This window comes from Micromonospora sp. C51 (genome assembly GCF_018070435.1).
Classification (GTDB): domain Bacteria; phylum Actinomycetota; class Actinomycetes; order Mycobacteriales; family Micromonosporaceae; genus Micromonospora; species Micromonospora sediminimaris.
Map to the genome: position 1 here is coordinate 56088 of NZ_JAGPXQ010000035.1, position 7397 is coordinate 63484.

5 protein-coding genes are annotated in these 7397 nt (G+C 65.5%); 4 read left to right on the forward strand and 1 reads right to left on the reverse strand.

All coding sequences use genetic code 11. The features are described 5' to 3' along the window. The first annotated feature begins 535 nt into the window (after nucleotides 1-535). The 3 genes from KBX50_RS25735 to KBX50_RS25745 all read left to right on the forward strand — a co-directional run bounded on the left by KBX50_RS25735 (nucleotide 536) and on the right by KBX50_RS25745 (nucleotide 4819). A complete protein-coding gene (locus tag KBX50_RS25735) occupies nucleotides 536-1471 on the forward strand; it encodes a hypothetical protein (RefSeq protein ID WP_210940255.1) in 936 nt (311 codons plus the stop codon). A gap of 238 nt (nucleotides 1472-1709) precedes the next feature. Continuing rightward, entirely contained in the window at nucleotides 1710-3569 is a 1860-nt protein-coding gene (locus tag KBX50_RS25740) for an RICIN domain-containing protein (RefSeq protein WP_210940256.1), read from the forward strand. Next, nucleotides 3566-4819 carry a NucA/NucB deoxyribonuclease domain-containing protein gene (locus KBX50_RS25745; RefSeq protein WP_210940257.1) on the forward strand — a complete coding sequence of 418 codons (1254 nt, stop codon included), beginning with the start codon at nucleotides 3566-3568 and terminating at the stop codon, nucleotides 4817-4819. The genes KBX50_RS25740 and KBX50_RS25745 overlap by 4 nt, the downstream gene beginning before the upstream one ends. A 24-nt stretch (nucleotides 4820-4843) precedes the next feature. Here the strand turns inward: KBX50_RS25745 and KBX50_RS25750 are convergent, their stop codons facing one another. Then, a complete protein-coding gene (locus KBX50_RS25750) occupies nucleotides 4844-5371 on the reverse strand; it encodes a hypothetical protein (RefSeq protein WP_210940258.1) in 528 nt (175 codons plus the stop codon). 344 nt (nucleotides 5372-5715) lie between these two features. On the opposite strand from KBX50_RS25750, the gene KBX50_RS25755 reads away from it, so the two are divergent. Then, a partial coding sequence (locus KBX50_RS25755) for an Hsp70 family protein (RefSeq protein WP_210940259.1) occupies nucleotides 5716-7397 on the forward strand: 1682 nt, incomplete at its 3' end.

The following is a 7397-nucleotide window of genomic DNA, read 5'->3' on the forward strand; positions in this document are numbered from 1 at the left end:
TCCACCGGTTGGCGCAGATGCCTCTGGGCTGATCACGGCCCCGGCGCCATGGACATCATCAAGGGCCCGAGGTGCAAGATCCATGAGGTAGGCCTCCCTTTCGTGGACGATGCCGACGATCGGCCGTCCGGGGCCGCGCTCGTCGCATCACCACTCAACGCCTGCCTGCCGATGTCGAACACCCTCGACACCAATTCTCGACACCGGACAGTGCCGGCCGACGGCGTACCGCTGAAGGCGCTGAGCCACTCGACGGGACCAGTTGCATGGGATCTACTTGCCGGCTGTCGGTGACCGTCGGCCGACGCCAGGGTGGCAACGGTGCTGATGATCTGCCCTTGCCCTGTAGATCAAGGTAGTTGAGCAGTTCGAGCGGGCCGCGCGGCCCCGTCGCGTGACTCATGTTCGGCCCGAGAGGCTCCATCAGCACCGGTGGGTAGGTCCTCGATGCTCTCAGTCTGATCGACGAGCGCAGATGCTCTCCGGACTTGCCGCATCGACCGCGACAACGGTCAACGTTCAGTGCCAAGGAGGTGTGACGATCTGGCTGGGCGGTCGCGAACTGCGGTCCGCATCTACTCGGGTCAGGCACAAGATGTGCCAGTATTCGGGTGTGCGTTCAGCCAGGGTCTTGGTGCCGCTGTTCGGTCTGGTCGGAGCAGCCTGCGTGATTGTGGCTCTGTTCGACGACCGGGAATCGTCGCGGTTGGGGAGCATCGCATTGGTGATCCTGTCCTACTGCGTGGCTGTGGCGGGCGGGGCAGGCACCACACGCGCACGGGGACTGATCAGCATTGGCTTAGGGCTGTTGGCTGTGGCTTGGGCGGCGGACTTCTGGTGGGGCACCGAGGCTGCTGGAGGGCTGGGACAGCGTGTGGTTATTGCCGGGCCGGGCATCGAGAGTGCGGGCGGTTCGCCCTTGGCGGTGAGCGGTAGGGAGTGGGTGATGGCGCTGGTGCAGCTGGTCGGCCTGCTAGCCCTTGCCGTCGGCCTAGCGCTGCTACCGGGGGGGACGAGGCGCAGATCGCGGGCGGCCCAGACGACATTGGCAGTTGCGGTCGCCGTTCTGTTGTTTGGTGTGGTGGCGGTGCCTGTCGCCGTCGGCAGCGGCCAGGTCGCCGAAATGTGGCGCACGGCCTGGCCCATGGTCCTTGTGGCCTTGGCTGCCTTCGGCGCCGCCGTGGTTTCGATGCGGTACGCCGACCGTTGTTGGCTGGTGCCGGCAGGGGCGGTCCTGCTCGAGGTATGGGCGGCGCTGTCTCTATACGCATCCATCAACGAGTGGGTCACCTGGTCGTCCTTCTGGCCCTCGACAAGCGCCGGGGCTGGGATCGTCAGCACGTCTGCCGCCGGGGGAAGCCTGAGTGGTGTCGATGTCGCGGCTGGGGTGGCCGCAGCCTGCGCCCTGGGAGGAGCGGCGCTGTTGGCTGGCGGAGCCGTCCGGCCGGGTTGGGGACGCCGGGCTGCCTGACCCTGCCAGTGGACTACAGCAGATGGCAACACCAGGACACAGTGATATCTATCGCTATATAAGCTCTTGATCCTCTCCGTGGTCGCCCCATAGCTTTGGGTGATCAGTCGACCATCCACGGGGGACAGGGCGACACGGGACGGTGTCCCCAACGGCGAAAATCGCTCAGCGGGTCACACGCATCCACCTCTCCCCCACGCGACGGTTGCGCGTACAGCTATCCCTGGGGAGGCGGTAGATGACCAGAAACACGCATCGTGGTGGAAGCCTACGGAGACGGCTCGCGGCGGGCCTGGTCCTGCTTGTCGCGGCGAGTGGTTTGTCGGTGGTGTCGACCCAGACACCTGCCCTCGCTGCGAGTACCGGGTCGATCGCGATCGGCATCTACGACTACGACGAGTCGGACAAACGGGTTCTCCAAGTCACCGGCACGGCCAACGGCGCAAGCGTCGCTGCCGTCACGTACCGAGTGGGCGCTAGCGGGGCGAACATTGACAATCAGCGCTGGACGATGGAGCTGGAAGTCATCGTCGACATGGACGTCACTCCCGTCTACACGATCCGCAACGTGCAGACAGGAAAGTGTCTGACGAAGGCCAGCTCAAACGTCAACAACGCCGCTGTCACCATCCAACCTTGCGCCGACACGATCCACCAGATGTGGACCGTTCCGTTGTACGGAGCGTGGCAGGGGGTGGAGATCATGAGCATGGCCGACTACCGCTGTCTGGACCTCGCGGGGGGCTCCGCCACTAGCGGCGCATTGGTCCGGGTCAGCAACTGCAATGACGGTTGGTACCAACGGTGGAAGCAGCGCTACGGGTCCTACAACTGCGATCGATACAGCAATCAGCGCTTCCTCACCGGCCTGTGTGTCAACACAGGCTCACCACCCATGTACGGGCTGTTCGGGACCTTCCGTAACCAGCCGATTTCCTTCGGAGCGGACGCAGCCACGCTACCGAACACCCTCGTCAATTTCATCGAGCTCCGAAGTATCAACGCGCAGCTGGCAGACAGCGCGGTGGACGGCGTCGAGTTCGGCCTCCACGCCTCCTACAACGCGGAGGCGGGCCAGCAGGAGTACTTCCCATACTGGGTGGAGTGGGGCGAGGAAACCGAGGAGTACCACGGCATCAGCGGCACACCCAACGGGGGCGATGCCGACGGCCGATTGCACCACTACCTGCTCCTCGCCAACAGCAACCAGACCGAGTGGGACGTGCTCTACGACTACAACGTCGTGGGCACCACCCGACTCCAAGAGGGAGCTCGGTTCCGGAGCGCGTACGCGATAACCTCGGTGGTCTACCCGAATGTCGTCACCACCGCAGAACCCTTCGAGAATCGGCTGCAGCTATGGGATGCCAGCGGGGTGTGGCGACGCCCATTCCTCGCGGAGACCAGCCGATCCGAGCCAAAGTCCTGCCATGCGCTACCGACGGACGAGGACATGCTGTGGGACGAGTTCAACCTTCCCCCGTGGTGCATGACCACCGAGCTCGGCACGGTCGCCGGTGCCAGTGGCACTGAGGTGCAGTACCTGCGTGTCGGCAAGCCGAACTCCCTCTTCATGGCGTCGGCTGCTCCAGAAGCCCGCATCGGTAGCACCACCACTGTGGTCAACGGCGTCGACCAGAGCGACCTGCGGGCCTGCCTGGACGCACAAACCGACCCATGCCTCGACACCGTGCCGGGGCTGCGGGAGTGCGTCGCCGCCCGCAAGGTTTGCAACACCACGACGGCCATGACGCCAGCACCTCGACGAAGCGCCACCATGACGTCCCAGCACGCCCGCGATGTTGCCAAGAGACTGCTGACCACCAAGACGGCCCAACCGACTATCACCGACAGCCGCGTCGAGACGACGACCATAGGCAAGCTGAACGAGCGGCTGCGTACGAGGATCACCACGCCCGCCGTCACCGACGCCACTCCGGTCAGCATCGTCACCGGGCGTGGCACCGTCCCGGGCCTCAGCAACCAGGACCACACCTACCAGAGCTACACGCTGGTCCTCGACGCTACTACCAGGAGCCTCGTCTACGCGTGCCTCGGCCGACAGTGCCCCGTCAACGACGGACAGGAGTCCCGATGAGAGCGATCAGAGCGGCAGTCGCCACCACCATCGGTCTGGCGCTGATGCTGACGCCACCAACGGCAGCCCAAGCCGATTCGACTGATCATCCGGCCGACGCGCAGACATCCGTCGAGCGCGGCGTCATCCGGTCCACCGCAGAATATGTGCCGGGCCGAACTGCCGCCACAGTCCCACCGTCCATGCTCGGACCTGACTTGACTCCCCAACACGGGGAGCAGGCCGCAAACAGTATGGCCACCCCCGAGGACGAGGCATTCAAGGCAGAATGCGAATCCCAGGACGCAGCCCTCGACGAGGCGGGATGGTTCCGCGATCGCTACTCGCAGTGCGCACGCCGCAACTGGATCATCACGATATTCGTCAATAACGTGCCGACCGGCACCGTCACCTCCGAGATCACTATGCTCGGATTTGGAAGCAACGGAAACCGGGAAGTTCGCTACGTCGTCTTCGTAGACGACATCCGCAAGACCAACGCGCCCACTCTGGTCCTGGACACCATGTTCATCCGGGTTAGCTTCCTTGGCTGCAATGCGGCACTGGTAGCCTGCCCCACGATACCGAGCCGCGACGCCGCAGTGGCCGCCTGGCGCCTGCAAGAGGACTGGTCGATAACTTTCGCCTCGCCAGACATCAGCGGCGGGGGTCCGCAGATCGTGCCACAAACCCTGCACCTCAACCTGTACGCACACAGTCCCGCGCAGCCGGAGTTCAGCTGGTCTCCCTCAATCGACACGAGCGTCTCTCGAACGCGCTACGACTCGGCCGACTACGTAGGCGCCAGCAGGGGCGCCGTGTTCACCGACTACCGGCTAGTCTTCGAGGTCGACGTTAACGATCCCACCCAGGACGAAAGTGCCCTTCACATTCTTCAAGCCCAAGAACACCCGATGTTGACATTTCCCAGCTGGGTGGGTAAGACCGTTCCAGGCAAGACAACGCCATTGACCCGGATGCACAATAAGGCAAACAACGACGCCAATCGCAACAAGTCAGTCGCGATGTGCAAAAGCATCTGGGGTGAGTACGACGGCCTGATACAAAACTGCGATGAATATCCTTTCGCAAGCACGTACGAAGGATCGTACACTGGCGCTCCGACATCGGCAGACCTCCAACGCTACTCGGTGCGCGTCATCGATGCAGCCGACAACCAACACGTAGGACGTGACCTGCTAGAAAACGGTTTCTACAAAGCAAACCGGGTCCTTAACGGAGACCAATTCTTCGTCAAAGTAAACACCTAGGACTAGCCGCCGGTGGAACGGCGCCTACCGGCGCCGTTCCACCGGCCACAACTGAATCCGGTAGCGCTCCGCCGTCTCGGGATCGAGCCGCTTCAGTTCGACAAGAGCTGAGGCGAACTCCTCATCGGATCCTGCCCGTGCAGTCTCATAACGATCAAGCGCCTCGTTGTGATTGTATGCGGCCACGCGTACCCCGTACCGACCCGTTCCCGATGGAAGTTCAACACCCAACCGCATCGAAGAGTCGAGCGACTCATCGATGTGCCACCTGCCATCCGGAAACTCGATGACGCCCTCCCACGCGAAGTCGAATGGACCCTGATCCCGCAGGAGCACCGGCATCCGTGACCACATCTCCACCGACACGAGTGCGTTACTGACCTCTGTCGCGCCCCGCACCCCGACCACAGTCGACGCGAACCCTATCCCGTCAGCAAAAGCGAGTCGCCCTGCGGTCGCAAGATCCTGCAGCTCAGCGCTACTTGAGCGAAGACAAAACACCCCGTGCGACGGAACAACGACCGCGTCCACGCGGGAAAGGAGAACCGGCATCTCTAGATTATGCTCTAACAGGACCGCCCTGTTGAACGGCGTCCTAGCGATCTAACCTAGTAGGTCCAACTGCGGGAGAAATACATCGCCGCGGGTCAAAGGAAGACGTCCAACACGGCCCTCCCGCGCAAGGCCCATCGGGTTCTGCCTCTGCCAGCGAGCCCGCGATCGGTTGATCAGGTACAAGCGAGTTCACGATGACCGGGTTCCTGTACCACGCAGGGCCGCCCCTCGGCCGGGGTTCACCGCCCTCGCCCTTCCAGGGCCGTCCACCTTCCCCTGGTTCGCTGCTGACTGTAGTTGAGGCGTGACGTGAATGTGATCCTCATGTTTGACTGTCGGGTATGCGAGCGGGGCAGGCGCGGCTGGCGATCGATTGTGGAAGCGCCACGACGACCGCGGTCCTGGCCTGGCCGGACGGGTCATGGTCGCCGCTGCTGTTCGACGGCGAACCCGGACTGCCCAGCGCCGTGCTGATGGCTGGCGATGGGTCGGTGGTGACGGGGCAGCGGGCGTGGCAGGCGGCCCCCGCCGATCCGCAGCGGTTCATACCCAGGCCCCGGCGTCCCGCCGACGAGCAGGTGAGCGTGGCCGACGTGCAGGTCGCACCCGCGGACCTGGTGGCGGCAACCCTTCGGCGAGTCATGGATGAGGCCCGCGCCGTGGCCGGCGGGCCGGTGGAGGATGTGCGGCTGGTGGTGCCGGCGGGGTGGGGGCCGCGGCGGCGGACGTGGTTGCGGCAGGCTGCCCACCGCGCCGGTCTGGCGCAGCCACGGTTGGTGGAGGCGCCGGTGGCGGTGGCCTCGGATGCCCTCGCCTCGGGTGTGCAGCTGCCGGTGGGGTCGGTGGTGGTGGTGTGTGACCTGGGCGCCGGGGTGGAGGTGAGTGTGCTGCGGCGCGGCCCGGCAGGGTTCGAGGTCCTGTCGACCCTCGCCGACCCCGACGCCGCCGGTGACGCCATCGACGCCGCGTTGACCGCCGCCCTGTTCCCCGACGGGGTGCCGGTGGGGGATGGGTGGGCGTTGGCGGCGAGCTTCCGCACGGCGAAACACGCCCTGGCGGGGCATGCGGCGGTGGCGGTGCCGGTGCCCTCCGGACCGGCGGTGGTGCTCAACCACACGGTGGTGGAGCAGGCCGCCCGCCCGGTCCTGGTGCGGGCGGCGGGCCTGGTGCGCGACGCGGTCGACGCCGCCGAAGTCGACCCGACCACGATCGCCGCCCTGTGGTGCGTCGGAGGGACCGCGCAGATGCCGCTGGTCGCCGACGTGATGACTGCGGAGACCGCTTTGCAGCCGCTGCTGGTGCCGGATCCGTTGGTGGCCGCGGCCCGCGGCGCGGCCGACGCCGGCGGCCGTGACACCGAGCAGGCGGCGGTGGTGGGGGAGCCGGTGCCGTCGGTGTGGCGGGCGGTGGCGATCGGGGTGCCGGGGTTCGCGTCGCTGGCGTTGGTGTCGCACGCGCTGTTCACGCCGACGTGGCATGGCGGGCTCATGCGGGAGTGGGCGTTCATGAACTGGGGTGAGGTGGCGATGGCGTCGGTGTTCGCCGTGATCGCCTGTCTGGCCGCCGGCACCGTGCTGGGTTCCACGTTGGCTGCCCGCACCGACTCCGGGGTGCCGTTGTCGGCGGGGGCGCAGGTCGCCACCGGCATCCTCACCTCCGCCTGGCTCGGAGTCGCCGTGGTCGGCATGTACGCGGTGGTGGGTTCCCAGTACATAGGCACCGAGTTGGGGGCGTTCCTGCGCTGGACGCTGGTGCCGGTGGTGCCGATGCTGGTGGTCGCGATGGTGCTGGCGCTGATCGCGTTCCGCCAGTGGCGCACCCCAAAGGGCGGCTGGTCGGACTTCCTCGCCTTCCCCGTGACCTCGGTGGTGAACCGCCCCGGATCTTGTAGAGACTTTGATGTTCCCCGGGTTTCTCGGAGCCGTGTTGGTTGGCGTCAGGCTGCGGATAGGGCGATCGGGTGGAGCTTCTCATACTCGATCGGGGTGAGCATGCCCAGTGAGCTATGGCGGCGTTGTCGGTT

Bases quoted from the DNA above. Each gene is read 5' to 3' on its own strand.
- KBX50_RS25740 (WP_210940256.1), top strand. From the start codon at position 1,710: ATGACCAGAAACACGCATCGTGGTGGAAGCCTACGGAGACGGCTCGCG.
- KBX50_RS25745 (WP_210940257.1), top strand. From the start codon at position 3,566: ATGAGAGCGATCAGAGCGGCAGTCGCCACCACCATCGGTCTGGCGCTG.
- KBX50_RS25750 (WP_210940258.1), bottom strand. From the start codon at position 5,371: ATGCCGGTTCTCCTTTCCCGCGTGGACGCGGTCGTTGTTCCGTCGCAC.